This window comes from Roseixanthobacter pseudopolyaromaticivorans (assembly GCF_043195145.2).
Taxonomy (GTDB): Bacteria; Pseudomonadota; Alphaproteobacteria; order Rhizobiales; family Xanthobacteraceae; genus NCEH01.
Map to the genome: position 1 here is coordinate 2,090,079 of NZ_CM195539.1, position 24,123 is coordinate 2,114,201.

Genomic DNA, 24,123 nt, shown 5'->3' on the forward strand with positions numbered 1-24,123 from the left:
AGAATTCGGAGCAGGCGACATGGCATTGATGCCGGTGGAAGAGGCCCTCGCGCTCGTGGTGGCCGGCGTCGTGCCCCTGTCTGCGCAGTCCGTGCCAGTCGCCGAGGCGACGGGCCGCGTGCTCGCCGCCGATCTGTGGGCCCGCCGAAGCCAACCGGCGGCCGACATGTCCGCCATGGACGGATATGCGGTGGCGGCTTCAGACATCGCGCATGTTCCCGCAACCTTGCGGGTGATCGGGGAATCCGCCGCCGGGCGCCCGTTTCCCGGAGCGATTGCGACCGGCGAAGCGGTTCGCATCTTCACCGGCGCCCTGCTGCCCGCGGGCGCGGACACGGTGGTGATCCAAGAGAATGTGGAGCGGGACGGTGACTTTCTCACCACCACCGCACCCACCGCGCCTTTGCGCAACGTGCGCAAGGCCGGGTTCGATTTTCCCGCCGACAGCCTGATCCTGCCCGCCGGGCGACGCCTGAGCGACCGCGACGTGATGCTGGCGGCCGCAGCGGACCATCCCGTTCTGCGCGTCCATGCGCGCCCCAAGGTGGGCATCCTGCAAACCGGGGATGAACTGGTTCGTCCGGGCCAAGGCAGCGGCGCCCTCTCCGAGGTCGTCGTTTCAAATGTCTACGGCGTCGCCGCCCTCGCCCGTGCACACGGTGCCGAAGCCGTAGATCTGGGGCTCGTCGGCGATTCGCTGGAGGCCACCCGCGCCGCCATCCGCTCGGCCGCCGAATCGGGAATAGACGTGCTGGTCACCTCCGGCGGGGCATCTGTTGGCGAGCATGACCTGATCGTGCCGGCCCTGCGGAGCGAGGGCGTGACGCTCACCGTCCATCGGATCGCGCTGCGGCCCGGAAAGCCGCTGATGTTCGGTGCGCGCGAGGGCATGCGCGTGCTTGGCCTGCCGGGCAATCCGGTTTCCGCCTATGTCGGCGCCGTGCTGTTCCTGATTCCCCTGTTGAATGCGCTCCAGGGTGCCGCCCATGGCCAGCCTTTGCGCGCGGCGCGTCTTGGCTGCCCGGTGAAGGCCAACGATTCCCGCGTCGATTATATGCGCGCGACCCTGTCGTTCGCGCCCGACGGAGCATTGGTTGCAAACCCGCTGCCGATCCAGGACAGCGCCATGCTGACCACCCTTGCCACGGCCGATTGCCTGTTGATCCGCCCCGCCTTTGCGCCGGCCGGCGCGATCGGGGACCCCTGCCAGATCCTGCAATTGCCCTCCTGAAATACCGTTAACGCGATGTTCACCCTTGCAGAACACAAAAGGAACAGCTAATGCTTGTTCATGATTTGTTTCGGTTTTGGTGATCTCCTGCGGGTCATCGCTGCCGAACCGGAAGCGGGATGGGGACGGGTGAGACCATGCTGACGCGCAAGCAATACGATCTGTTGCGTTTCATCCATGAACGCCTGAAGGAAACCGGCGTCCCGCCCTCCTTCGACGAGATGAAGGAAGCCCTCGACCTTCGCTCCAAGTCGGGCATTCATCGGCTGATCACGGCCCTGGAAGAGCGCGGCTTCATCCGCCGTCTTCCCAATCGCGCTCGGGCGCTGGAAGTGGTTCGCCTGCCGGACAGCGCCGCCCCCGGCCTCGCCGCGAGCCGCGCCGCATCCTCAGGCGGGCGCGGCTTTTCCCCCAGTGTGATCGAAGGCAGCCTCGGCCGCGTACGCCCGCCGGTGGAGGACGAGGAGAGTTCGCCCACCGTGACCGTGCCGGTCATGGGCCGCATCGCCGCCGGCTCTCCCATTTCCGCAATCCAAACCCGCAGCCACACCTTGAACGTGCCGCCGGAAATGCTGGGCACGGGCGAGCACTTCGCGTTGGAAGTGCGCGGCGACAGCATGATCGAGGCCGGCATTCTGGACGGCGACACCGTGCTGATACGCAAATGCGACAGCGCCGAGACGGGCGACATCATCGTCGCCCTGGTGGATGACGAGGAAGCCACATTGAAGCGCCTGCGCAAGAAAGGCGCTTCCATCGCGCTGGAAGCGGCAAATCCCGCCTATGAGACCCGGATTTTCGGACCTGACCGCGTGCGGGTGCAGGGCCGGCTGGTCGGGCTGATGCGCCGCTATTGAGGGCGGGCAGCCCTGCCGATTTCGATCGTCAGCGCGCGGCGTCGTCCTGCATCTGTCCGGCAGCGCCCGGTCCCTCCTCGCCCTCGGCGGCCACCGGAGGCAAAGGCGGCATCCACGGGCGTTGCTGACGGGGAGAGCGCGCCGGAACGATGCGCCATCCCGCCGGGGACGACGGTACGTCTGGGGCCCTGAACAGCGCAAGCGTGCCGGTATGGGCCATGTCGGCAGGTGTAATCACCTTCGCCGGGCATTTCCTGGGAGCGGGGTGTGGGGTCACGACGAGCGCCGCGTTGAGGCAATCCGCCTCCAGCCCCTCCGGCCGGCGTGAGACGGCGAGGATGCCGCCGGGCGTCGTTGCCGTGCAGCCCAGCGGGTCGCAGCGAAAGGCATTCTCCAACCCCTCGGATTGCGCCGTGCGCGTATCGCTCTCGCGGCTGAGCCATTGCTCTGCCACCATCCGGTTCGAGCTGGCCCCGAGGATCGAGAGCTTGCCGTCGCCGCCACGCACCGCCACCGTGCGCCCGTTCGGTGCGATAAGAATGTCCGGCCGTGGCGCCGCGCCACCGAGCGCGAGAGCCACCAGCGCCGGGAAGACGGCGATTGCCGCAAGCCGCCCGCGCAGCAAGCACAGGCACAGCAGGGCAAGGCTCGCCGCGAGAACCGAGGGCGGGTTGAACCAGTCGGTCCGCAGGCCCGCACCCGGCAGTGCGGCCACCTTGTCCGAAACCCCCACCATGATGTCGAGGCCGAGCCCCATGACCGGCCATGCTAACGAATCCAGGCCGAACGGCAGCAGCAGCACCCCGAGCAGGCCGAACGGCATCACCAGGAAGCTCACGGCCGGCATGGCCGCGAGATTCGAAAGCAGGCCATAGGCTCCGATGCGCTGGAAATGCAGGGCTCCGTAAGGCGCGGTGGCAAGACCGGCGACAAGGGAGGTCATCGCAAGGCCGCCCACGAACAGCGCCGCTTTGAGCGCGACATGCGCGACGCGACCCTCGGCCGTCCATCCGAGGCGCAACGGCCGCAGCCGCTCGAACGCGGCCACCAGAGCGAGCGTGGCGGCAAACGACATCTGCATGCCGGGGTCGAGCACTGAAATCGGCGCCGCCGCGAGCACCAGCACCGCCGCCACCGCGACGCTGCGCAAAGTCAGTGCGGCGCGTCCGACGATCACGCCCAACAACACTAGGCCCAGCATGAGGAACGAGCGCTGCGCGGCGACATCGTTGCCCGACAGGACGAGATAAAGCGCGCTGCCGATCAGCGCGCAGAGCGCAGCCAGGGATTTAACCGGCGCGCCGAGCGCCAAGGGCGGGAACAGCGCCAGCAGCCCGCGCACCAGCGCGAACAGCGTTCCAGCCACCAGCGCCATGTGCAGCCCCGAGATCGACAGCACGTGGGTGAGGCCGGACAGGCGCATGCTCTCCTCCACCGCCGGCGCGATGGAGGAACGATCGCCCGTCACGAGCGCCACGGCAATATCGGCGGCGGTGCCGCTCAACACCAGGCGGATGCGCGCGGCGAGCGCGACCCGCACCGTGTGGACCAGCGAGGCAACGCGCACCGAGAGCGGCGGGGCCTGCGCGAGGTTTGTCGTCTTTGGCGGGCCGAGGGCAAAGCCCACCGCATCGATCCCCGCGAACCAGGGCGCGCGCCCAAAATCGTGAGCGCCGACCATCGCCGGCCCAAGCGGGGGCAGAAGGCGCGCGGAAACTGCGATGCCGGTGCCCACCGTCGGTGCCGAACCGCGCGGCAGCGAAAGGCGCACCCGCTCGGGCTTGAAATCCAGCCCCTTGGCCTGCGCCGTCTCGACGCGCAGGAGGATGCGGTCAGCGCTCGCCCGCTTCTCGAGGTGCTCCACAAATCCGGTCAGCCGCACGCTGCCCGCCGGCGGGATCAGGATCGGCCGCGTGATACGGGCGGTCTGGAGACATGCCAGGGTGAAGCCGCAGGCAAGAGCCGTCGCGCCCGCGAGCACGGCGAAGGAAAACACGTGCGCCCGCGCCGCCAGCGTCGCGGCCAGCAGCGCCGCCGTCAGCAGGAGGCCGGCGAGGAGGGAGGGCTCCTGATCGGCGCCGAAATACAGCAGGATGCCGGCGGCGAACAGCACCGGCAGCCACAACACCAGCCGCCCCGCCTCCGCCTCGGCGCGGATGTCTGCGGCAAGACCCGCCAGCAGGCGTTCCCGCAGATCGCCCAGAGCACCGAACGGACGCGGACGCGGCAGAGCCTGCGCCGCGCCCCAGACAGCAGCGCGCGCGCCGCGCATCTCCGTGCGCGGCGGGTCCTCCTCGCCAGTGTTTGATGTGCCCGCCATGCCCCCGCGTTCCCCAACGCGCGCGCCTATGCTACACGGGCGCCGCCCGCGCGCCATATGCCGGCGGTGCACACAGCATCCCGGCGGCACGCCCGCCCCGCTCCAGACCCCTTTTCGGCGGACCTTCATGTCAGAGATCGTTACGCGCTTTGCTCCTTCTCCCACGGGCTTCCTGCACATCGGCGGCGCCCGCACCGCCCTGTTCAACTGGCTCTATGCCCGCGCCAAGGGCGGCAAGATGCTGCTGCGCATCGAGGATACGGACCGCCAGCGCTCCACGAAGGAAGCCATCGACGCGATCCTCGACGGCCTGACCTGGCTCGGCATCGAATGGGACGGAGACACGGTCTATCAGTTCGCCCGCGTCGCGCGGCACCAGGAAGCGGTGGCGCAGATGGTGGCGCTGGGAAATGCCTATCCCTGCTATGCCACGGCGGAAGAGCTGGAGGAGATGCGCGAGACCGCCCGCAAGGAGGGCCGCCCGCCGCGCTATGACGGCCGCTGGCGCGATCGCGACCCCTCCGAGGCGCCGAAGGATCGCAAGCCGGTGATCCGCTTGCGCGCGCCGCAGGATGGCGAGACCGTAATCCACGATCTGGTGCAGGGCACCGTCACCTTCCCCAACAAGGACCTGGACGATCTCGTCCTGCTGCGCTCCGACGGCACCCCCACCTACATGCTGGCCGTGGTGGTGGACGACCATGACATGGGCGTCACCCACATCATCCGCGGCGACGACCACCTGACCAATGCCGCGCGGCAGACTCAGATCTATCGCGCGCTCGGCTGGCCGGTGCCCGAAATGGCCCATATTCCCCTCATCCACGGGCCGGACGGCGCCAAGCTGTCCAAGCGGCACGGCGCGCTCGGGGTCGATGCCTACCGGGCCATGGGGTACCTGCCGGCGGCATTGCGCAATTATCTGGTGCGCCTCGGCTGGAGCCATGGCGACCAGGAGATGTTCTCCACCGCGGAAATGATCGCTTTGTTCGATCTCGACCATGTGGGCCGCTCGGCCGCGCGGTTCGATTTCCAGAAGCTGGAAAACATCAACGGGCATTACATCCGCGCGAGCACGGACGATGAATTGTTCGATGCGGTCATGGCCCTCATCCCCTATCTGCCGGATGGCGCGGAGCGGCTGGCCAAGATGACGCCGGAGCACAAGGCGCAGCTGCGCGCCGCCATGCCCGGCCTGAAGGAGCGGGCGAAGACGCTGGTGGAATTGCTGGACAATGCCGGCTTCATCTTCGCCGAACGCCCCCTGCCGCTGGAAGAGAAGGCAAGCGCCCTGCTCACGGGGGAGGCGCGCGCCCATCTTGGTGCACTCCTGCCGGCGCTTGCCGCTGCCGAGTGGACCGTGCCGGCGACGGAAGCGGTGGTGCGCGCTTATGCGGAGACGGCCGGCGTCAAGCTCGGGGCGGTCGCCCAGCCGCTGCGGGCCGCCCTGACCGGGCGCACCACCTCGCCGCCCATTTTCGACGTTCTCTCGGTGCTCGGGCGCGAAGAAAGCCTCGCCCGGCTCAAGGAGCAGGCCGCGTGATCGGCCCGTTCCCGCGCAAATCGCCGGTGGAGGAGCCGCAGGCTGGCCCGTGCGAGGTGCATCTGGACCTCCAGGGGCTGAAATGCCCCCTACCCGCCTTGCGCACCCGCAAGGCGCTGGCGACCCTCGCGCCGGGAACCCTGCTGATCGTGACCTGCACCGACCCGATGTCGGTCATCGACATTCCCCATATCGCCCAGCAGACGGGCGATATGTTCGAAGGGCGCACGGTGGAAGCCGGGGTGCTCGAATTCCGCCTGCGCAAGGCGAAGTGACCGGGGCGAAGTGACCGGGGAAGGCGGCAGCGCCACCGCTCACGCCGCCCGCAGCGCGGTTTCCACCAGGCGCACCCAATAGGACGCCCCGAACGGGATCGCCGCATCGGCGAAATCATAGGCCGGATGGTGCAGGCCGGCGCTCGGCCCGTTGCCCACGAAAATATAGGCGCCGGGCCGTGCTTCCAGCATATAGGCGAAATCCTCGGCCGCCATGAGCGGCGGGGCGGCGCCATTAACCTGCGGCGCGCCGGCGACCTCTTCCGCCACCTTTTGCGCGAAGGCGGCCTGGGCCGGATGGTTCATGGTGACGGGATAACCCTCGACGAACCGCACCTTGGCCTCGGCGCCGAACGCCCCGGCGATGCCTTCCGCAATCTGTTGCACCCGCTCGCGCAATTGCAGGCGCACGGCGGGCGAGAGGCTGCGCAAAGTGCCCGTGAGCTGCGCGCTCGGCGGCAGAACATTGTCCGCATCGCCGGCGTGGAACATGGCGATGGACACCACGCCCGAATCCAACGGGTCCAAATTGCGCGCGACCACCTGCTGCAAGGCGGTGACGATGGAGGCGCCGGTCAGCACCACGTCCACCCCCTCATGGGGCTTTGCGGCGTGGGACCCCTTGCCCTCGATGGTGATCTCGACATGGTCGGCGGAGGCCATGATGGCCCCCTCGCGGATGCCGAAGCAGCCCACCGGCAGGCCCGGCAGATTGTGCATGCCGTAAACCTCGTCGATGCCGAACCGCTCCATCAGCCCGTCCTGCACCATCGCGCGGCCGCCTGCTCCGCCTTCTTCCGCGGGCTGGAACACCATGATGGCGGTGCCGGCAAAGTTGCGCGTTTCAGCCAAGTGCCGGGCGGCGCCCAGCAGCATGGCGGTGTGCCCGTCGTGGCCGCAGGCGTGCATCTTTCCCGGCGTCTTGGACGCATAGACGGCGCCGGTGCGCTCCAGAATCGGCAAGGCATCCATATCCGCCCGCAGCGCGATGGTGCGCCCCGCCCCGCCATTGCCGCGGATCACGCCCACAACGCCGGTGCGGCCGATCCCCGTGACCACCTCATCGCAGCCGAACGCCTGCAATTGCTCGGCCACGAACGCCGAGGTCACGGGCAAATCGTATTGCAGCTCCGGTGTTTCATGGAGTTTCTGGCGCCAGGCGGTGATTTCGTCCGCCGCTTCGGCGAGACGGTTGATGACGGGCATGAAGAGCCTCCCTCTCGGCCGGATGGTGCGCGCGGGCGCGGGATGCGGTCAATACCGCAACGCGGTAATAGGGCGCCCGAGCACCGCCGCGCACAGGCAGTTTCCCTTAGCCACCTTGACCCTGCGGCCCGCGCGGCCTAACACCCATGCCCAGTGAGCCCGTAGCTCAGCCGGTAGAGCACGTGACTTTTAATCATGGGGTCTCGGGTTCGAATCCCGACGGGCTCACCACCATCACAATTTAACGGTTCCGCATCGCCAGTTCGGCACGACCGTCGTTCTAGACGACGTGGAGTTCGAGCCGGTCGCGGCCGCCGTTCTTGGCGCGATAGAGCGCCTCGTCGGCGTGGCGCATGAAATCCGCAACGGTGAGATCCGCAGCATTGCCGGCGGAGCATACGCCGATGCTCGCGGTGACGGACTTCAGATAGGGATGGATTTCGGTCCACGGCTCATGGGCCATGGAGGCACGGATGCGCCGGCCGACGGTGACCGCGCCCTCCTGTGTGGAATTCGGCAGCAGCACCGCGAATTCCTCCCCGCCGAAACGCGCTGCAAGATCGATCGATTGGCGTACCGCGCCCTGGACGATCAAGGCGGTACGGCGCAGGCAATTGTCGCCGACCACGTGGCCGAAGCGATCGTTCACCGACTTGAAATGATCGATGTCGACGAGCAGCAGCGAAATCGCCGCGCGCTCGCGGCAACAGCGGTGCCAGGCTTCCTCGAGCGCGGCGTCGAATCGCCGGCGGTTCGGCAGCCCGGTGAGCCCATCGGTGGCCGCCATCGCGGAGAGGTCGGCCAGGGCGCGCTTGAGCACCGTGATGTCGGAATGCGTGAAATAGCCGATGCCACTGGCGGTGCGCCGCGCGATGACCCGGCGCCAGCGTCCACCCGGAAGCTCCACCTCGAACGGCGCACCGGCGAAACGAATATTGTCGAGCACGGCCACCTCAACGGCCCGGCCCACCGTGCCCGCCTTAACCCAGGCGCGCTTCACGATGTCGATCAGCGTCAGCCCGACGACCGATTCGTCCGGCGCGATGTCATAGAGCGCCCGGAACTCGCTGTTGATGGCGATGATCTTGTCGTTCTGGTCCAGCACCATCGCGCCGTCGGCGATATAATCCAGCAGATCGATGGGAAATTCGTTCCAGGCCACCGGCTCCGGCGGCCGGCCTGTCTCGTCGGCGAGGTCGTGCCAGATTCGAATGCGGCTGCCGTCCGGCGTCTGGAGAGATGCCACGCGCAGGCGGCGGCCATTGTGCGTAAAGACGAAGGGGCGCGATTGATTGCGATGACGATCCACGCCCTCGTCAATATAGCGCTCTATGTTCGGCATCTCGTCCGCCGGTAATCTGCCGGCATAGAATCGACGCAGGTTTTCCCGATAGGGTTCGCCGGAATAGACGTGCCCCTCATGTTCCGGAAAAAATCGTGTAAACGCGCGATTCCAAAAAATCGTACGATCTTCTGAATCAAAAAGACATACTGCTATATCTATAGTGTCCAGCAATGTTGATATAAAGAAATAACTGTTCTCGTCAGACACGGGTGGACTCTGAAAATTCTCGCTGAATTCAATATTAGGTCGATCTGCCTCCGGGGAACAAGCGCTTCTTTCGTGATGGTATTTCGATAGTGGTGGGGAGACGTTCAAAGTATGTCTTGAAACTGCACGCTGTTTCAGATTTTTCCACTTTTCTCCGAATTTATTTCAGAGACATCCGGGCAAGGATAAAAGTATAAAATCGATTTTAGCTTCGCCCGGACTTTATGTCTGATCACGCGCGCTTCAAAATATCACCGCGAGGAGGCGGATGAATCCTCGAGCAGAGCGGCCATTTCTCCGTTCAGGCGCTCGGCGAAATGCGACACCTCCGAAGCAACACTGCGCGCCTGCACCGCTCCCGAGCGGATGTCCTTCGCCTTGCCGGAAACCTGGGTGATCATCTGGCTCACCGAATGAGTGGTGGCGACCTGTTCCTGGACGCCGGCTGCCAGCGCGATGAACACCTGGCTGACCTGTCCGACATTGCTCGAGATGTCGCTGACCGCAACGGCGGCATCCGTGCTGGTAGCCTGCACCGCCTCCACCTGTGCGCGGATATCCTTGGTGGCGTTGGCGGTCTGCACGGCCAGCGCCTTCACCTCCTGCGCGACGATCGCAAATCCCTTTCCGGCCTCTCCCACGCGCGCCGCCTCGATGGTGGCATTGAGGGCGAGCAGATTGGTCTGAGCGGCGATCTTCTCGATCAAGGCGGTGACGGCGCCGATGCGCCCGACGCTGTCTGCCAGCCCGCGAACCAGGTTGTCGGCCGAGCTGCTGCGGTCGGCGGCATCGCGCGACATGGTCGCGGCATGCTGAATCTGCTTCGAGATTTCGTCAAACGAAGCAGCCATTTCCACGGCGGCGGCGCTGACGGACGCGGCCGCGCTCTCCGAGCCTTCGCTCAGCTCCAGCAGCGTGTCGCTTTCCTGGCTCATGCTGGTGGCGGTCTGCCGCAGGCCTTCGACCACCTCGGTGACGCCCGCTGCGACCGCGATGCTCTTGGTGATCACCGACCAGGTCAGGATCGGGCCGACATAAGTCCCTTCCGAATTGTGCGAGGCGGAAACGCGCAGCTGAAGCGTCTCCGGTCCGACGCGAATCTTCGCGGAATGCGGCAGGTTCTTCGGATCCGCGAGCAGCGCGCGCTGGTGCGCCGGATGCTTGTGGAAGATATCGATCGAGGTGCCGACCAGATCATCCGCCTGAATAGGCAGATGCTTCTCGATGCGCCGCAGCGTATCGAGGCTGGCCCGGTTGGCATAATTGATCTTCAGCCCATCCTTTTCGCAGGTCATCACGTTGATGGGCAGCTCGTCGAGCATCCGCAGCAGATGCTCGGTCTTGTGCTTCTCCTCGAGGATCTGCGTCACCCGATTCCAGGTGAGCTGCGCGTAACGATATTTGCCGCGCGCATCCAGGATCGCGTTGATGGTCAGGTCGAGCATCTCATTGCCGGCGCGGATGACCGTCTTGTAAGGCAGCTTGCTCGGGTCCTGCACGATCCGGCGCGCCTGCCCGGGGTGCTGGTGAAAGACATCAAGAGAAGCGCCGACGACCGCATCGGGCGAAACATGCAGGACATGCTCGATTTCCTGCAGCAATTCGCGGGATTTCCCGTTCGCATATTGAATGATGCAGGTCGTCGGGTCGCACAGCATGATGGCGAAGGGCAGGTCGTCTAGGAACTCCATCCCCGGAAAGCTGGAGCCTGTCTTGCGTGGCATGGCGATAACTTGCGCGATGGACATTGCATTTCCTTCTGCCCTGGTCCCCTGCAGCCACCGACGATGACCAATTTGCCATGTTGGGGTAGGATGACGGCACCGCCGCAAAATCCATTTGAAGGCTTGTGTCTGGCTGACTTTGCCGACGCGCCCGCCAAATATGTGCGCTATAGGGGCACAAAAGCGTGCCGTGCCCGATGCGCCTGGTCTTATCGGTCCGGCTCGAGGGGGCCCGGCGCGGGAAAAAACGGTGCGCTCAGAACCGCGACTCGAGGAACGCCATGGCACATCGGTCAATCGTCATTTCACTTGGCATCGCCGCGCTGATCGCGTCGGGGATCGCGCCGGCGCGGGGCGAGCCGCCGGTCGTGGTAAAGCCGATCGCGTCCTCGACCACGACCGCGTCCGGCCAGCCGATCCGCTTTCCGCCCGGAGACGCCCGCGTGACGTTTTCGGAATATGTGATTGCGCCGGGCGCCCGCCTCCCGGCCCACAAGCACCCCTACCCGCGCTTCGCCTATGTGCTGGCGGGGACATTGTCCGTAACGATGGAAGCGACGGCGCTGACGCTCACCTACAAGCCGGGGGACGCCATCTTCGAGGTGATCGACCAATGGCACTTCGCTGTGAACGACGGACCGGAGGCGGTCCGTCTGCTGGTGGTGGATACCCTGCCCGACGGCGCCAAGAGCACGATCATCAAGCAATAGCCGAGGCCGAACCGCGCGCGGCGGCTAGAGCACGCAGCCGGTTTGCGCGGTCATGCCGTTCGGCGCGCCCCATTCGTTCGACGGCAGGTTGGAGAACGCGCCGTCGAACACCTGCCGCTGCATGGTGAATCGGGTCGGCTTGCCGTCGGCGCCGAAATCCACGATCCAGAAATAATCATAGGTCGCCCAGGGCCAGCTCGCCGGGACATCCGGCAGCGCGCCGAGGTGCAGCAATTGGCGCAGCGTTACATCCTGCCCGGGGTTGGCGGCTTCCAGATCCGCATCGGCGATATGATCGTGTTCCCACACCATCACCACCGTCTTGCCCGTGAAGCGCGGATCGCTCATCACGTCATTCACGGCCTGCCGGGTGCGGGTCGTGACGATCTGGGTGAACTCGCTCTTGCGGGCGACCTTGGCGGGATTGCGCGCCTTCTTCGGCTTAGCCTCCGCCGATGCATCGGCAGCCGGCGGCGCGGCGGCGGCCGGAGCGGGAGCGGGGGGCGCGGAGACGGCGCGATCCTGTTTTTTGCGCGGATTGGTGCGGGCTTCGGGAAGCGCGGTGTACATCACCACCGGCAGCGCCCAGGTAGCGGCGGCAGGCGCGGCGAGTTCCATGGTGTGCAGCGTCACGGCGATGATAGCGGCCGGCGCCTCGCCCGCCGGGAACAGGCTGTTCGCGGCCCCCTTCCCGAGATACTGCGCGGCCAGCGCCTGGGCGCGTTGATTGCCCACCCGGCACAGCCGGTAGGCATCCTGCTTTTCGCCGTGACGCAGAATGATGATGCGCGCGGGCGCAGCGCTCGCCGGCAGCGTCGCGAAAAATCCAGCGCCTGCGAGGGCAAAGGTTAAAAGGCTGCGAAAAGCGAGGCGCGAGAAGCAAAACGCGGCCATGAGACATCCCCTGCCAACGGTACCGCCGGACCTTAGCAAAAGTCGCGGCATTCGCCATGCCCCGGCGATCGCTTGCCAATGTCTCCGCCCTCGCCTATGCGAAGCAACGCCATTGTCGGGGGGTACCATGCAGAAGGTCTGGTCTTGGGTCGGAGGCGTCGCCATCTGCACGCTCGGCGTCGCGATGGTCGCGGCGGTGGCCGATCATGCCGCGGCTCAAAGCTCCGCGAACCCGCCGCACATCACCATCCAGCCGCACAATCCCAACGTGATCCACCTGCCGGTCATTCCGCAGGGCAGCTATCTCGACCCCGGCCCGGGCGCGGCCATCAAGCCGGACGTGGGCCTCGGCGACGATCGCAACGAGGATTATGTCTTCCCGCCGAATCTCGACGGATACATGGGCTCCTCGCCTCCCGGCGATCCGACCGACAACGGCCAGTGGAGCCCCCTGCCCGGCGATACGCCGAGCTTCTGAGGGGCGTTCCGCCCCGGCTCCTGGAGCGAGACACAAAAAAGGCGGCGGGGAAACCCCGCCGCCTTTTTCGTTTGATCCCCGAATGGGGGAAAAATCAGCGCTTCGAGAACTGGAAGCTGCGGCGAGCCTTGGCGCGGCCGTACTTCTTGCGCTCGACCACGCGGCTGTCGCGGGTCAGGAAGCCGCCCTTCTTGAGGGGGCTGCGCAGCTCGGGCTCATAATAGGTGAGCGCGCGGGAGATGCCGTGGCGCAGCGCGCCGGCCTGGCCGGAGAGGCCGCCGCCGGAAACGGTGCAGACCACGTCATACTGCTCTTCACGGGCCGCGGCCTGGAAGGGCTGGTTGATCATCAGCCGCAGCACGGGACGGGCGAAATAAACCACCACGTCGCGGTCATTGACCGTGATCTTGCCGGTGCCGGGACGGATCCAGACGCGGGCGACCGCGTCCTTGCGCTTGCCGGTGGCATAAGCGCGGCCGAACTTGTCCAGCTTCTGGACGTGGACGGGCGCCTCTTCGATTCCGCCCTGGCGGGAATCGAGCGCGTCGAGGGACTGAAGAACCTCAGCCATGATCAGTTCCTCACATTCTTGCGGTTGAGCGCGGCCACGTCGAGGGCCACCGGCTGCTGCGCCTCATGGGGATGAGCGGCGCCCTTGTATACACGCAGGTTGCCCATGATCTTGCGGCCGAGCGGGCCACGAGCGAGCATGCGCTCCACGGCCTTCTCGATGACGCGCTCGGGGAAGCGGCCTTCCAGCAGGAACTTGGCGGTGCGCTCCTTGATGCCACCCGGGAAGCCGGTGTGGTGGTAATAGACCTTCTGCTCGCGCTTGCGGCCGGTCAGCACCGCCTTTTCCGCGTTCACCACGACGACATTGTCGCCGCAATCAACGTGGGGGGTGTAGAGCGGAAGGTGCTTGCCCTTCAGGCGCATGGCGATGATGGTGGCGAGACGGCCAACGACGAGGCCGGTCGCGTCGATCACCACCCATTTCTTTTCGATTTCGGCAGGCTTGGCCGAATACGTCTTCATGGATCGGTTTCCGAATGAGAAAGCCGGTCCCCACGAAAGATCGCAAGGCCTCCGGCAATGGATGGGGCTTGTAACCCAGAGCCGGCGCAGCGTCAACGCGACAAGGCCCCGATTTACTGTTGATTTTCAATAGCTTATTAAAATGGTGTTATAGCACCACAAACCAAGCCGCTTTTCTGGCGCGATAAACCACCCGATCGCGCTTAACGCGCCTCCCGTCCGAGCGCCTCCACCTGCCGCAGCCAGCGGGAGCGCTGTTCAGCCGTTACCACATCCACCTCGCCGAAGAGGCTGTGGCGCACCGGGGCGATGCCGACGAAATCCAGGATGTTGCGCTCCAGCCCGAGCACGCCGTGGGCGAAGAAATACCAGCGATAGATCAGCGCCGGCATGCCCATGGTCACGATCACCCGCGCCGAGCGCCCGCCGAGCAACTTATGGGGAAATCCGGGGCCGGCCTGGATGAAGGCGAAGCCGGGGCGCATCAGCTGCTCCAGGAACGCCTTCAGCAAGGCCGGCATGGTGCCGAGCCAAAGGGGAAACAGCAGCACCACATGATTGGCCGCGAGCAGCGCGTCGCGCGCGGGAAGCAGATCATGCGGCATGGTGCCGGTCTCGAAATCCGCCTGGGTGCGCATCAGCGAGAAATCGAGCGCCGCCACCTCGACCCGTGCCACATCGTGGCCGGCGGCACGCGCGCCGCGCGCATAGGCATCCGCGAGGGCGTGGCAGAGATGCCCACCGTGCGGATCCGGATGCCCCTGAATGATGAGGACGGCTTTTCCCATGGCGTTTTTCCCTCGCGCACACCGTGCGGGACCGGAGGGAAAATCGCATTGATCCGGATCAGGGCGCGCCGTTGCGGAAGGGGCCTATCGTGCCGGAATGGAATAGGTCGCCACGCAATGGGCGACAAGCTCCGCGCTGCCGGGGCTGTGAAGCGCGACATCACCCACCGCGAGGCGCTTGCCCAGCTTGATGATGCGCGCGTCCGCCAGGATCGGGCCGGGCGCCGGCTTGCGCAGGAAGTTGATGGAAAGATTGGTCGTCACCGCCAGCGCCACCGGGCCGATCTGTGCCAGCAGCGCGGCATAGACTGCAACATCGGACAGCGCCATCAGCGCCGGGCCGGACACCGTGCCGCCGGGCCGCAAATGGTCGTCGCCCGCCTCCAGCTGCACAGTCGCCGTCATGGGGCCGGTGGCGATCACCTTGTGCCCCTTGCCCGGGCCGAACGCCTGGGGGAATTCCGCGTGCAGAAATGCCTCCAGGTCGTCCGGCGACATCCGCACTTCACCATTCCCCATTGCGTCCTCCCGCATCTCGCTTCCCGCGCGCGCTTTGCTTAGAGTAGCCTGACAAAAGATCAAAGCGCGCGAAGCGCGCGAGGGAGATGACATGTCTTCTGCCGCATCCCCAGTTGCAGCCGCCCTTGAGACTCCGGTGGAGCCGGCGGTGCTGCGCAGCGATGCCGACGGCGTCGCGCTGGTCACGCTCAACCGACCCGTGAGCCGCAACAGCCTCTCCGAAGCCATGATGACGGCGCTCTCGGAAACGCTGACCGACATTTCGGTGGATCCCGCCGTGCGCGCCGTGGTGCTGGCGGCGCAGGGCCCGGTGTTTTCCGCCGGCCATGATCTGAAGGAAATCCAGGCCCATCGCGGGGACGAGGATCGTGGCCGGCATTATTACGACCAGGTGCTGCGGCGTTGCGCGGCGCTGATGACCGCCATCGTCCGCCTGCCCCAGCCGGTGATCGCGGCGGTGGACGGCATGGCCACGGCGGCCGGGTGCCAATTGGTGGCGAGCTGCGATCTGGCGGTGGCCGGGGCCAAGGCGCGCTTCTGCACGCCCGGCGTCAATATCGGCCTGTTCTGCCATACCCCGATGGTTGCCCTGTCGCGCGCCGTCTCGCGCAAGCACGCGCTGGAAATGCTGCTGCTCGGCGAATGGGTGGAGGCGGAGGAAGCCCACCGCATGGGTCTGGTGAACCGGGTGGTGGCCGATGGCGAGGCGGTGCCCGCGGCGCGCGACCTTGCCTTGCGCATCGCGGCAAAATCGCAGGTTCCGGTGAAGCTGGGCAAGGCCGCCTTCTACGCCCAGTCGGAAATGACCCTGGACAATGCCTATGCCTTCGCCTCCCAGGTGATGACCACGAACATGCTGGCGCGCGACGCGGACGAAGGCATTTCCGCCGTGCTGGACAAGCGCCCGCCCCATTGGGAGGATCGGTGAGATCGCATCGATCTCGCCGTCCTTTACGTTCCCTAAACCATAAAGGGCTTTCCTAGTGTCCTGGCTGGCATGATGCCGGCGGCGAAGGAAGGCGCGATGACCGACAGCCTGGGCCGCGAAACGCTCTGCGATCCCGATGCCGAAAGGCTTGGGGTTCAAACGCGCCGCGTGCGCGTGTGCGCCGCCATCGCCCTGCTTCTGGCAGCGGCGCTCCTGCTGCTGCCGCTGCGCTATACGGCCAGCGCCTCCCTGTCGTTCGATGTCGCCTCCCAGCCGCCCGCCGCCAGCGTGCGCGGCGTCATGCAGGTGCTCGGCGCCCGCGAGATGGCGCAGGACGTGTTCGCCCGCCTCGATCCGGCGGACCGCTCCGCCCTGGCGGGAAGCCGCGCCTTTTCGCTGACACGCTGGCTCTCCGCAGACGCACCCCGCGCGCCCGCCGATATTGGCGGGGCAGCGCTGGTCGCGGGGCTCGCGGTGACGCCGCGTTTTGGCGGGCGGGTGCTGGAACTCTCCTTCACCACCACGCGTGCGGACCTCGCCGCGCGGGTGGTGCAGACCTATGCGGATGCGTTCGTTCATCTCGATGCGGAAGTGCGGGCCGACCAGGACGGGCCGGCAGCCGCCCACGCCGCGACGCCGCCGATGCGCCTCGCTGCCGCCGCCGTGACACCGGCGATGCCGGACCTGCCCTCGCCCCTGCGCCTCGCGTTGCTGGCGGCCGGAGCGCTGGCCCTTGGCGGCATCGCCCTGCGCTTCGGGCGCCAGCATTCGCCGGCGCTCGATGGGACACAAGCCGCGAGCCTGCCGGTTCAGCTCACCGACGGGCGCAGCGTGGCCTGGGTGGACGCGGGCGCCGGACGCGGCATGACGCAGGACGAGGCGCTCGCCCGCCTGCTCCAGATCCTCGAAGACCTGTGCGCCCGCCCGGCGGATGCCGGTCATCTCGTGGTGCTGACCGCCGACACCCCTTTCGCCCGCTCCGCCTCCTGTGCGGTTGCCCTGGCGCGGGCGCTCTCGCTTGGGGAGACGCAAGTGGCGCTGGTGGCCCTCGACGGCGATGCGCCGGCGCTGGAGGGGCTGGTTCAAGATCCCTGGGCGGCCGGAGTCACCGAGATGCTGTTCGGTGTCGCCGGATTCGGCGAGACCATCCATCGGGACCTCGTCTCGCGCGCCCACATTATTCCGCCGGGCCGCGGCGCACGGGGCGGCGGCAGTGTCGCGACCGCGGATCGACTGGCGCTCATCCTGCGCTCGCTGCGCCAGACCTATGATTGCGTGATCGTCGCCGCACCCGCCGCGCCGCATCTGGCCGATGCGGCCGCCCTCGCCGCGCTTCAGCCGCTGCTGATCTGCATCGAGGACATGGGCGCGCCCGTGGGCTCGGGGGTGGAAGCCTATGCCGCGCTCGCCTCCACCGGGTTCAACGACGTGGTGATGCTGCGCCTCGCCGATGCCGATGTGCCCGCTTCCGCCCCGGCCCGTCCGGTCCAGGAGGCGGAAGCGGTGCGGCCGAAGCGCGAAGCCCGCCCGCATCGCCTTGCGCCCGCCGCCTGAAGTTTCAGCGGAACGTCAGGCCTACAATATTTAGATTCACCTGATTTTATAATGAGTTATGTTGATATACTAAAGTCAGGCATCACGCGAATCGCAATTGATTAGCCGGCGTCACACCTTCTTGTCGGGCCGCTCCATCCAGCGGATCAGGAAAGCGGCGGGCACGATCCAGAGCGATCCCAGCAGCACGTAGGACACGGTCTGCCACGCCCAGGGCAGCTCGGTGACGCGGCCCTGGGCGATGGCCATCGCCCCCAGTGCCCACACCACCACCAGGATCAGCATCAGCACGGTGCCGATGAACTTGCGCAAACGCATGGGCATCGCGCCCTCCTCTGTTGTCCTGCGTGCAGGCCAGCCGCCCTAAGGGCAGCGACGCCGCGCCGTCTTGCACCCGTGTGAGCCGCTGTATATCGGATCGCGTGGGAGGGCCATATTCTGGAGCACGTTCAGATGCCGCAGGATCGCAGCGCGATCGTTTCCGCCGAGGCTTCGGCCGGCCAGGGATACCGGGCGGTTCGCCTGTGGCTTTATGCGGTCGCCGCGCTGATCGTGCTGATGATCGTCGTGGGCGGCGCCACGCGCCTAACCGAATCCGGCCTGTCGATCACCGAATGGAAGCCCGTCACCGGCGTCCTGCCGCCGCTCTCGCAGGCCGACTGGCAGGCGGAGTTCGAGAAATACAAAGCGATTCCCCAATATGAGATCCTCAACAAGGGCATGGGGCTGGAAGGCTTCAAGCGCATCTTCTGGTGGGAATGGGGCCATCGCCTGCTGGGCCGCCTGATCGGCTTCGCCTTCCTCCTGCCCTTCCTCTATTTCGCCGTGCGCGGCGTGCTGCGGGGCCCGCTGCTGGTCAAATGCCTCGGCCTGTTCGTGCTCGGCGGCCTTCAGGGCGCGGTGGGCTGGTGGATGGTGGCCTCGGGCCTCGCCGCCCGCACATCGGTGAGCCAATACCGGCTGGCGGTGCATCTGACGCTCGCCTGCATCATCCTTGCCGCCATCGTCGCGGTGGCGCGCAGCCTTACGGGCGCGGCGAGGGACAAGGTGCCCGCGCCCCTGCGCACGGGATCGCTGGTGCTGGTGGCGCTGGTGCTGCTGCAGATCTTCGCCGGCGGGCTGGTGGCGGGACTGGACGCGGGCTTCACCTTCAACACCTGGCCGCTGATCGACGGACATTTCATTCCCGCCGCCGCGCAGCTCGGCGCGCTCGATCCGGCATGGCGCAATCTGTTCGAGAATGTGCTGACGGTGCAGTTCGTCCACCGCATGATCGCCTATACGATCCTCGCGGCGGCGCTGCTGCATGCGCTCAACGCGCGCCGGTTCGGCGGCTGGGTGGCGCGCGAGGCCTGGGGCGTGTTCGCGCTGGTGTGCTGCCAGGCGCTGCTGGGCATTCTCACGCTGGTGTTCGTGGTGCCGATGGATATCGCGCTGACCCACCAGTTCGGCGCCGCCGTGGTGCTGATCGCGGCGACGCTGCACGCCAGCGATGTCGCGCGCAGCGGACGGGCGATCGTACCCGCCGCATTGCCCGCGCAACCGGCGCGGGCCTGAGGATCAGCGCAGGGCGATCGCCACCAGTGGCCCAAGCAACAGGTTCACGAAGCCGGCCAGGATCATCACCAGACCGGCGATGGAGCCTTCCTCGCGCCCGATCTGATGCGCCTTTGCGACGCCCGCGCCATGGGCACCCATGCCGAACAGCGCGCCGCGCGCCAATGTGGAGCGCAGCGGCAGCCATTTCAGCATGACCTCGCCGAGGGTGGCTCCGCAGATGCCGGTGACCACCACGAACATGGCGGTCAAATCGGGAATGCCGCCGATCTCGCCCGACATGCTCATGGCAAACGGAGTGGTGGTGGAGCGCGGCATGAGGCTGCGGCCAAGCACGTCCGGCAGTCCCAAGAGATTGGCGAGCGCCCAGGCCGAGCCGAGGGCGATGGTGCTGCCGGCGAGAACGCCCACCAGCAGCACCGGCCAATGGCGGCGAATGGTGACGCGCTGCTCATAGATGGGGATTGCGAACGCCACCGTCGCCGGCCCGAGCATCAGCAGCAGCCAATGGGTGCCGCGCAGATAATCGGCATAATTGGTATGCAGCAGGGCGGTCAGGCCCAGGATCAGCACCGGCGTCAGAAGCAGCGGCGCGGTGAACCAGTGGCCGAACCTGCGGTTCAGCAGGCGCACCGAGGCATAGAGCGCGATCGTCGCCACCGGCCAGAAGAACAGCCAGAACAGGGAGCCGGACTCAGGCATGTCCGGCTTCCCCGCCATGGCGCAGGCTGAAGCGATAGGCGAAATCCACGATCAGGGCGGTCGTGCCCATGACGGCCACGGTGCCGACGAGGATGACGGCGGCGATCTTCAGGCCCAGCGTGCCAACGAATTCGCCGTGGTCCATCACCGCCATGGCGGCGGGCACGAAGAACAGCAGCATTTCCGCCAGCAACCAATAGGCACCCAGGCGCACGTTCGCCGCCCGCAGCACGCCGGTCCCGAGAAGCACCAGCAGCAGCCCCATGCCCACCACGCCGCCGGGCAGCGGCAGATGCAGCCAGCGCACCAGCGTATCCCCCGCCAGCCAAAAACCGAGCAGGACGAGGATCTGGAGCACACGTGTGCGGCGCAGCATAAGGCGGAGGCGGGTCAGGATCCCGGACATGGGAGAGGTCCACAAACAGAAGCAGGAGAATGTATTTGGAGATTAGGGTGCGTCGCGATATTCGTAAAATGAATTGAATGAATTCTGTCCAGTCCAAATCGGAATGACGTACCATGGAGCTTCGCACCCTGCGTGCCTTCGTCGAGGTGGTCCGCCAGGGCGGCTTCTCCCAGGCCGCCAAGACCGTGTTCGCCACCCAGTCCACGGTCAGCAAGGCGGTGAAGCATCTGGAGGAGGAATTGGGCGTGGTCCTGCTGGACCGGCTCGGCCATCGCAGCGAACTCACCGCCGCCGGCGAGATCGTCTATCGCCGCGCGCTCACCATGCTGGCGGAGCGCGAGGACCTGACCACCGAACTCGACGAATTGCGCGGGTTGAAGACCGGAATCCTGCGCCTTGGCCTGCCGCCGCTCGGCAGTTCAACGCTCTTTGCGCCTTTGTTCGCGCAGTTTCGCAGCCGCTATCCCGGCATTGAGATTCGCCTCGTGGAACAGGGCAGCAAACGGCTGGAAGAGATTCTGTTGGCGGGCGAAGTGGAGCTGGCGGGCTCTCTTCTTCCAGTGAAGGAGGAGTTCGCGGCACAGCCGGTGCGCCTGGAGCCGCTGGTGGTGCTGATGCCCGAGGGCGACCCGCTGGCGCACGCGCCGAGCGTCACCTTTCCCGACCTCGCGGCCCTGCCCTTCATCCTGTTCGAGAGCGGATTCGCGCTCAACCAGGTGATTCTCGATGCCTGCGAGCGCGCCGGTGTCTCGCCCACCATCATCGCCCGCTCGGGGCAGATCGACTTCATCGTGGCGCTGGTGGGCGCCGGGCTCGGCATCGGGTTCCTGCCGCGCACCATCGCCGAGCAGCGGCACCACCCCTCGGTGGCGCTGGTGCCGCTGAATGAGCCGAGCACGGACTGGTACATGGCGCTGATCTGGCGCCGGCGGGCCTATCTCTCCCACGCCGCCCGCGCCTGGCTCGCGCTGGCGCGGGAATATTATGGCGAGGCGGGCGAAATGACGGTCAGCTGACCGCCAGGGCCTGTTGCAGGTCGGCGATGATGTCGGCCACGTCCTCGATGCCGACGGAAAGGCGCACCACCTCCGGCCCCGCCCCGGCCGCCACCTTCGCCTCATCGGACAGCTGGCGATGGGTGGTGGAGGCGGGATGGATGATGAGCGAGCGCGTGTCGCCGATGTTCGCAAGGTGCGAGAACAGCTCCACGTGGGAAACGAGCTTCACGCCCGCCTCATAGCCACCCTTGAGGCCGAACGTGAACACGGCGCCGGCGCCCTTGGGCAGGTATTTGCGGGCAAGCGCGTGATATTTGTCCTCCGGCAGGCCGGGATAGCTCACCCATTCCACCGCGGGATGCGCGGCCAGGAATTTCGCAACCGCCAGCGCATTCTCGCTGTGCTGCTTCATGCGCAGGGTGAGCGTCTCGATGCCGGTGAGGATGAGAAAGGCGTTGAACGGCGAGAGCGCCGGGCCGAGATCGCGCAGGCCAAGCACCCGCGCGGCGATGGCGAAAGCGAAATTGCCAAACGTCTCGTGCAGCACGATGCCCTGGTATTCCGGCCGCGGCTTGGAGAGGAAGGGATAGCGGTCGGTGGCGGACCAATTGAAGGTGCCCGCGTCCACAATCACGCCGCCGATGGAATTGCCGTGCCCGCCCAGGAACTTGGTGGCGGAATGGATGACGATGTCCGCGCCATGCTCGATGGGGCGCCACAGATAGGGCGTCGCCAGCGTGTTATCGACGATCAGCGGCAGGCCGGCGGCCTTGGCGATCTGGGAAATCGCGGCAATGTCGGTCACCACGCCGCCCGGATTGGCGATGGATTCGGTGAAGATGGCCTTGGTCTTGGGCGTGATGGCGCGCTCGAACGAGGAAATATCGTCCGGATCCGCCCACGCAACATTCCAGCCGAAGCTCTTGAAGGCATGGGTGAATTGGTTGATGGAGCCGCCGTAGAGCTTACGTGAGGCGACAAATTCATCCCCCGGCGAGAGCATGGTCTGGAACACCAGCAACTGCGCCGCATGGCCGGACGCCACCGCGAGCGCGGCCGTGCCGCCCTCCAGCGCCGCCACGCGCTCTTCAAGCACCGCGTTCGTGGGATTGCCGATGCGGGTGTAGATGTTGCCGAAGGTCTGGAGGCCGAACAGCGCCGCCGCATGATCCACATCATCGAACACGAACGAGGTGGTCTGGTAGATCGGCGTCGCCCGCGCACCCGTGGTCGGGTCGGGCTGAGCGCCCGCATGGATGGCGAGGGTGGCGAAGCCCGGTTCGCGGTCGGTCATGGCTGGTCTCCTCCGAGTCCCCGGCATTATGCCGTGGCCTTCATGTTATATTCTAGTTCGTGCATCAAAAAAATGTTGTTTACTCATTCCCACAGTGACGCATGGGTTATTGTGCGTCGGCCGGCGGCTTCGGCGTGCGCGACAACGACAGGCGCTGAACCCCGCTTCCCAGGCGTTGCGGACGCTTTGAGGAAATGGTGCGGCTGTTGACCCCGGTCCAGCCGATCTCGCCCGAGAGCCGCCCGTATTCGATCTTCGGGCAGCGATCCATCACCACCTTGAGCCCGGCGGCCTCGGCCCGCGCGGCGGACTCGTCATGACGCACGCCCAGTTGCAGCCACAGCACCTTGGGCAGCGGCGAAAGCGCGAGCGCCTCGTCGAGCACCGAGGGCACGAAGGCCGGGGCGCGGAACACGTCCACCATGTCGATGGGCACCGGCACGTCCGCGAGCCGGCCATAGAACGGGCGGCCCGCAAGCTCTTTGCCGACCTGCCCGGGATTGATGGGATAGACCTCGAACCCGCGCTCGGAGAGATATTTCGCCACGAAGAAGGACGGGCGCGCCGGGTTGGGGCTCGCGCCGACGACGGCGATGGTGCGGCAGGTGCTCAGGATGTCGCGGATATAGGCGTCATCATAGCGATCGTGATTCATGAGGATGGTCCCCTGCCGCGCGTCCCGCGCCTTGCTTAAAGGCAGAATGGCTCAGGCGCGCCGCGCCTTCGAGAACAAGGTGAAGAAATTCTGCGTGGTGCGCGCGGCGATCTCCTCCAGCGTGGTGCCGCGGGCGGCGGCGAGCACCGTGGCGGTCTCGCGCACGAAGGAGGGTTCGTTGCGCTTGCCGCGATGGGGCGTCGGCGCGAGGAACGGCGCGTCGGTCTCCACCAGCAGCCGCTCGGCCGGGAGCGCGGCGGCAAGCTCGCGCAGGGTGGCGCTGTTCTTGAAGGTGATGACGCCGGAGAAGGAGACATAGCCGCCAAGCGCCACCGCCCGGTGCGCGAGGTCCGCCCCGCCGGTGTAGCAATGCAGCAGGAAGGGAAACGCGCCCTTCGCACTCTCCGCCTCCAAGATCGCGGCCACATCGTCGTCCGCCTCGCGGGCGTGGATCACCAGCGGCAGGCCGGTTTCGCGCGCGGCGGCGATATGGGTGTGGAAGCCGTGGGCCTGCGCGTCCCGCGGGCTCTTGTCATAATGATAATCGAGCCCAACCTCGCCGATCGCCACCACCTTGGGATGCGCCGAGAGCGCCACGAGGTCCGCCGTCGTCACGTCCGGCTCTTCCGCCGCCTGATGGGGATGGGTGCCCACCGAGCAGAAGACATTGTCGAACCGCTCGGCGATGGCGCGGATCTGGTCGAAGCGCTTCACGCGGGTGGAGATGGTGACGAGATGGGAAACGCCGGCTTCGCGCGCCCGCGCCACGACGGCGGGCAGTTCCTCGGCGAAATCGGGGAAATCGAGATGGCAGTGGCTATCGACGAGCATGAATAAGGGCCTTCACAACACGCCCCTCACATAGGCATTCGGCGCCACCGCGTCGAGCGCCGCTTG

At 66.6% G+C, this 24,123-nt stretch carries 25 protein-coding genes and 1 tRNA gene; 11 read left to right on the forward strand and 15 right to left on the reverse strand.

Translation table 11 applies throughout. From position 1 onward, the window contains the following. Positions 1-19 precede the first annotated feature (19 nt). On the forward strand, positions 20-1,231 hold the full coding sequence (locus V5F68_RS10060; RefSeq protein ID WP_394012407.1) for a molybdopterin molybdotransferase MoeA: 1,212 nt from the start codon (positions 20-22) through the stop codon (positions 1,229-1,231). Between the two features lie 137 nt (positions 1,232-1,368). Continuing rightward, positions 1,369-2,088 (forward strand): transcriptional repressor LexA, encoded by a 720-nt coding sequence (gene lexA, locus V5F68_RS10065; protein ID WP_348845220.1) that lies wholly within the window; start codon positions 1,369-1,371, stop codon positions 2,086-2,088. A 28-nt stretch (positions 2,089-2,116) separates the two neighbouring features. Here lexA and V5F68_RS10070 read toward each other — a convergent pair whose 3' ends face one another. Beyond that, complete coding sequence (locus V5F68_RS10070) at positions 2,117-4,408, reverse strand: ComEC/Rec2 family competence protein (RefSeq protein WP_394012408.1); 2,292 nt, start codon at positions 4,406-4,408, stop codon at positions 2,117-2,119. A gap of 127 nt (positions 4,409-4,535) precedes the next feature. Here V5F68_RS10070 and gltX point away from each other — a divergent pair, with 127 nt between their 5' ends. Continuing rightward, complete coding sequence (gene gltX, locus V5F68_RS10075; protein ID WP_394012409.1) at positions 4,536-5,951, forward strand: glutamate--tRNA ligase; 1,416 nt, start codon at positions 4,536-4,538, stop codon at positions 5,949-5,951. Continuing rightward, complete coding sequence (locus tag V5F68_RS10080) at positions 5,948-6,226, forward strand: sulfurtransferase TusA family protein (protein ID WP_394012410.1); 279 nt, start codon at positions 5,948-5,950, stop codon at positions 6,224-6,226. Before gltX ends, V5F68_RS10080 begins: the two co-directional genes overlap by 4 nt. Positions 6,227-6,265: 39 nt before the next feature. Here V5F68_RS10080 and V5F68_RS10085 read toward each other — a convergent pair whose 3' ends face one another. Next, positions 6,266-7,432 (reverse strand): M20 aminoacylase family protein, encoded by a 1,167-nt coding sequence (locus tag V5F68_RS10085; RefSeq protein WP_394012411.1) that lies wholly within the window; start codon positions 7,430-7,432, stop codon positions 6,266-6,268. Positions 7,433-7,587: 155 nt separating this feature from the next. On the opposite strand from V5F68_RS10085, the gene V5F68_RS10090 reads away from it, so the two are divergent. Further along, positions 7,588-7,663, forward strand: a tRNA-Lys gene (locus tag V5F68_RS10090). Positions 7,664-7,712: 49 nt separating this feature from the next. On the opposite strand, the gene V5F68_RS10095 is transcribed toward V5F68_RS10090, so the two are convergent. After that, entirely contained in the window at positions 7,713-8,984 is a 1,272-nt protein-coding gene (locus tag V5F68_RS10095; protein ID WP_394012609.1) for a sensor domain-containing diguanylate cyclase, read from the reverse strand. 251 nt (positions 8,985-9,235) lie between these two features. Further along, on the reverse strand, positions 9,236-10,429 hold the full coding sequence (locus tag V5F68_RS10100; RefSeq protein ID WP_394012610.1) for a methyl-accepting chemotaxis protein: 1,194 nt from the start codon (positions 10,427-10,429) through the stop codon (positions 9,236-9,238). 560 nt (positions 10,430-10,989) lie between these two features. On the opposite strand from V5F68_RS10100, the gene V5F68_RS10105 reads away from it, so the two are divergent. After that, complete coding sequence (locus V5F68_RS10105) at positions 10,990-11,418, forward strand: cupin domain-containing protein (RefSeq protein WP_394012412.1); 429 nt, start codon at positions 10,990-10,992, stop codon at positions 11,416-11,418. 24 nt (positions 11,419-11,442) lie between these two features. Here V5F68_RS10105 and V5F68_RS10110 read toward each other — a convergent pair whose 3' ends face one another. Then, entirely contained in the window at positions 11,443-12,312 is an 870-nt protein-coding gene (locus tag V5F68_RS10110; RefSeq protein WP_394012413.1) for a histidine phosphatase family protein, read from the reverse strand. Positions 12,313-12,439: 127 nt separating this feature from the next. On the opposite strand from V5F68_RS10110, the gene V5F68_RS10115 reads away from it, so the two are divergent. Continuing rightward, positions 12,440-12,790 carry a hypothetical protein gene (locus tag V5F68_RS10115; protein WP_394012414.1) on the forward strand — a complete coding sequence of 117 codons (351 nt, stop codon included), beginning with the start codon at positions 12,440-12,442 and terminating at the stop codon, positions 12,788-12,790. 94 nt (positions 12,791-12,884) lie between these two features. On the opposite strand, the gene rpsI is transcribed toward V5F68_RS10115, so the two are convergent. From rpsI to V5F68_RS10135, 4 genes are all read right to left on the reverse strand, one after another. Continuing rightward, positions 12,885-13,361 (reverse strand): 30S ribosomal protein S9, encoded by a 477-nt coding sequence (rpsI, locus tag V5F68_RS10120; RefSeq protein ID WP_348845211.1) that lies wholly within the window; start codon positions 13,359-13,361, stop codon positions 12,885-12,887. Between the two features lie 2 nt (positions 13,362-13,363). Beyond that, complete coding sequence (gene rplM, locus V5F68_RS10125; protein ID WP_394012415.1) at positions 13,364-13,825, reverse strand: 50S ribosomal protein L13; 462 nt, start codon at positions 13,823-13,825, stop codon at positions 13,364-13,366. 203 nt (positions 13,826-14,028) lie between these two features. Then, positions 14,029-14,613 carry an NAD(P)H-dependent oxidoreductase gene (locus V5F68_RS10130; RefSeq protein ID WP_394012416.1) on the reverse strand — a complete coding sequence of 195 codons (585 nt, stop codon included), beginning with the start codon at positions 14,611-14,613 and terminating at the stop codon, positions 14,029-14,031. A gap of 84 nt (positions 14,614-14,697) precedes the next feature. After that, positions 14,698-15,132, reverse strand: a complete 435-nt coding sequence (locus tag V5F68_RS10135) for a PaaI family thioesterase (protein WP_394012417.1) — start codon at positions 15,130-15,132, stop codon at positions 14,698-14,700. A gap of 91 nt (positions 15,133-15,223) precedes the next feature. On the opposite strand from V5F68_RS10135, the gene V5F68_RS10140 reads away from it, so the two are divergent. Together V5F68_RS10140 and V5F68_RS10145 are read left to right on the forward strand one after the other, a co-directional pair. Beyond that, positions 15,224-16,060, forward strand: a complete 837-nt coding sequence (locus V5F68_RS10140) for an enoyl-CoA hydratase (protein WP_394012418.1) — start codon at positions 15,224-15,226, stop codon at positions 16,058-16,060. A 96-nt stretch (positions 16,061-16,156) separates the two neighbouring features. Continuing rightward, positions 16,157-17,614, forward strand: a complete 1,458-nt coding sequence (locus tag V5F68_RS10145) for a hypothetical protein (RefSeq protein WP_394012419.1) — start codon at positions 16,157-16,159, stop codon at positions 17,612-17,614. Positions 17,615-17,725: 111 nt separating this feature from the next. Here the strand turns inward: V5F68_RS10145 and V5F68_RS10150 are convergent, their stop codons facing one another. Beyond that, positions 17,726-17,938, reverse strand: coding sequence for a DUF2842 domain-containing protein (locus tag V5F68_RS10150; protein ID WP_348845205.1), 213 nt, complete (start codon positions 17,936-17,938; stop codon positions 17,726-17,728). A gap of 129 nt (positions 17,939-18,067) precedes the next feature. Here V5F68_RS10150 and V5F68_RS10155 point away from each other — a divergent pair, with 129 nt between their 5' ends. Next, the gene (locus V5F68_RS10155; protein ID WP_394012420.1) at positions 18,068-19,171 is read left to right on the forward strand and encodes a COX15/CtaA family protein; all 1,104 of its coding nucleotides are present in this window, start codon (positions 18,068-18,070) and stop codon (positions 19,169-19,171) included. A 3-nt stretch (positions 19,172-19,174) separates the two neighbouring features. On the opposite strand, the gene V5F68_RS10160 is transcribed toward V5F68_RS10155, so the two are convergent. Continuing rightward, the gene (locus V5F68_RS10160; RefSeq protein ID WP_394012421.1) at positions 19,175-19,873 is read right to left on the reverse strand and encodes an LrgB family protein; all 699 of its coding nucleotides are present in this window, start codon (positions 19,871-19,873) and stop codon (positions 19,175-19,177) included. Further along, positions 19,866-20,279, reverse strand: coding sequence for a CidA/LrgA family protein (locus V5F68_RS10165; protein ID WP_394012422.1), 414 nt, complete (start codon positions 20,277-20,279; stop codon positions 19,866-19,868). Before V5F68_RS10165 ends, V5F68_RS10160 begins: the two co-directional genes overlap by 8 nt. A gap of 113 nt (positions 20,280-20,392) precedes the next feature. Here V5F68_RS10165 and V5F68_RS10170 point away from each other — a divergent pair, with 113 nt between their 5' ends. Beyond that, entirely contained in the window at positions 20,393-21,295 is a 903-nt protein-coding gene (locus V5F68_RS10170) for a LysR family transcriptional regulator (RefSeq protein ID WP_394012423.1), read from the forward strand. On the opposite strand, the gene V5F68_RS10175 is transcribed toward V5F68_RS10170, so the two are convergent. The 3 genes from V5F68_RS10175 to V5F68_RS10185 all read right to left on the reverse strand — a co-directional run bounded on the left by V5F68_RS10175 (position 21,288) and on the right by V5F68_RS10185 (position 24,057). Further along, positions 21,288-22,571 (reverse strand): O-acetylhomoserine aminocarboxypropyltransferase, encoded by a 1,284-nt coding sequence (locus V5F68_RS10175; RefSeq protein ID WP_394012424.1) that lies wholly within the window; start codon positions 22,569-22,571, stop codon positions 21,288-21,290. The two genes, V5F68_RS10170 and V5F68_RS10175, sit on opposite strands and share 8 nt — an antisense overlap. A gap of 106 nt (positions 22,572-22,677) precedes the next feature. Beyond that, positions 22,678-23,226, reverse strand: a complete 549-nt coding sequence (locus V5F68_RS10180; protein WP_394012425.1) for a CoA-binding protein — start codon at positions 23,224-23,226, stop codon at positions 22,678-22,680. Positions 23,227-23,277: 51 nt separating this feature from the next. Further along, complete coding sequence (locus V5F68_RS10185; RefSeq protein WP_394012426.1) at positions 23,278-24,057, reverse strand: TatD family hydrolase; 780 nt, start codon at positions 24,055-24,057, stop codon at positions 23,278-23,280. Positions 24,058-24,123 lie beyond the last annotated feature (66 nt).

Coding starts and splice junctions, on each gene's coding strand:
- V5F68_RS10060 (WP_394012407.1), top strand. CDS start 20: ATGGCATTGATGCCGGTGGAAGAGGCCCTCGCGCTCGTGGTGGCCGGC.
- lexA (WP_348845220.1), top strand. CDS start 1,369: ATGCTGACGCGCAAGCAATACGATCTGTTGCGTTTCATCCATGAACGC.
- V5F68_RS10070 (WP_394012408.1), bottom strand. CDS start 4,408: ATGGCGGGCACATCAAACACTGGCGAGGAGGACCCGCCGCGCACGGAG.
- gltX (WP_394012409.1), top strand. CDS start 4,536: ATGTCAGAGATCGTTACGCGCTTTGCTCCTTCTCCCACGGGCTTCCTG.
- V5F68_RS10085 (WP_394012411.1), bottom strand. CDS start 7,432: ATGCCCGTCATCAACCGTCTCGCCGAAGCGGCGGACGAAATCACCGCC.
- V5F68_RS10100 (WP_394012610.1), bottom strand. CDS start 10,429: ATGCTCGACCTGACCATCAACGCGATCCTGGATGCGCGCGGCAAATAT.
- V5F68_RS10105 (WP_394012412.1), top strand. CDS start 10,990: ATGGCACATCGGTCAATCGTCATTTCACTTGGCATCGCCGCGCTGATC.
- V5F68_RS10110 (WP_394012413.1), bottom strand. CDS start 12,312: ATGGCCGCGTTTTGCTTCTCGCGCCTCGCTTTTCGCAGCCTTTTAACC.
- V5F68_RS10115 (WP_394012414.1), top strand. CDS start 12,440: ATGCAGAAGGTCTGGTCTTGGGTCGGAGGCGTCGCCATCTGCACGCTC.
- rpsI (WP_348845211.1), bottom strand. CDS start 13,361: ATGGCTGAGGTTCTTCAGTCCCTCGACGCGCTCGATTCCCGCCAGGGC.
- rplM (WP_394012415.1), bottom strand. CDS start 13,825: ATGAAGACGTATTCGGCCAAGCCTGCCGAAATCGAAAAGAAATGGGTG.
- V5F68_RS10130 (WP_394012416.1), bottom strand. CDS start 14,613: ATGGGAAAAGCCGTCCTCATCATTCAGGGGCATCCGGATCCGCACGGT.
- V5F68_RS10135 (WP_394012417.1), bottom strand. CDS start 15,132: ATGGGGAATGGTGAAGTGCGGATGTCGCCGGACGACCTGGAGGCATTT.
- V5F68_RS10140 (WP_394012418.1), top strand. CDS start 15,224: ATGTCTTCTGCCGCATCCCCAGTTGCAGCCGCCCTTGAGACTCCGGTG.
- V5F68_RS10145 (WP_394012419.1), top strand. CDS start 16,157: ATGACCGACAGCCTGGGCCGCGAAACGCTCTGCGATCCCGATGCCGAA.
- V5F68_RS10150 (WP_348845205.1), bottom strand. CDS start 17,938: ATGCCCATGCGTTTGCGCAAGTTCATCGGCACCGTGCTGATGCTGATC.
- V5F68_RS10155 (WP_394012420.1), top strand. CDS start 18,068: ATGCCGCAGGATCGCAGCGCGATCGTTTCCGCCGAGGCTTCGGCCGGC.
- V5F68_RS10160 (WP_394012421.1), bottom strand. CDS start 19,873: ATGCCTGAGTCCGGCTCCCTGTTCTGGCTGTTCTTCTGGCCGGTGGCG.
- V5F68_RS10165 (WP_394012422.1), bottom strand. CDS start 20,279: ATGTCCGGGATCCTGACCCGCCTCCGCCTTATGCTGCGCCGCACACGT.
- V5F68_RS10170 (WP_394012423.1), top strand. CDS start 20,393: ATGGAGCTTCGCACCCTGCGTGCCTTCGTCGAGGTGGTCCGCCAGGGC.
- V5F68_RS10175 (WP_394012424.1), bottom strand. CDS start 22,571: ATGACCGACCGCGAACCGGGCTTCGCCACCCTCGCCATCCATGCGGGC.
- V5F68_RS10180 (WP_394012425.1), bottom strand. CDS start 23,226: ATGAATCACGATCGCTATGATGACGCCTATATCCGCGACATCCTGAGC.
- V5F68_RS10185 (WP_394012426.1), bottom strand. CDS start 24,057: ATGCTCGTCGATAGCCACTGCCATCTCGATTTCCCCGATTTCGCCGAG.